The sequence below is a fragment of the Streptomyces sp. SID13031 genome (genome assembly GCF_010548305.1).
Lineage (GTDB): Bacteria > Actinomycetota > Actinomycetes > Propionibacteriales > Kribbellaceae > Kribbella.
Window position 1 is genome coordinate 1 of sequence record NZ_JAAGLV010000104.1, and the last position, 407, is coordinate 407.

1 pseudogene is annotated in these 407 nt (G+C 71.7%); it reads left to right on the top strand.

What is annotated here, in order from left to right:
- A pseudogene (locus tag G3I17_RS39445) lies at positions 1-407 on the top strand (hypothetical protein); the annotation flags it as partial.

The following is a 407-nucleotide window of genomic DNA, read 5'->3' on the forward strand; positions in this document are numbered from 1 at the left end:
ACCGTGACCTTCGCCCAACGACTGCGAGAGGTCTTCGGCCTGTTGGAGGCGGACCTGCGCATCCAGGTCATCTTCACCGCGGCGCCCCACGCCTTCGGCAGCGGAGTCACCGGCTACCTGCGGAGCCTCGGCATCAACCCCGTGCCCTGGGAGGAGGCACTGCGCGCCGAGTTCGACCTCGCGCTGGCCGCGGGGTCCCGCGGGCTGCACGAACTGCGGGCTCCGCTCGTGCGGATCTCCCACGGGGCGGGGCAGATCAAACTGCTCACCGACGTCTCGGCCCTGGCACCGGGAGAACCCAGGGCGCCGGGCATGCTGAGCCGGGGCCACCTGACGCACGAGGGACGGGTGGTGCCCGCGGCGATCGTCTACGCCCATGAACGGGACCTGGTGGAGCTGGCCCGCTC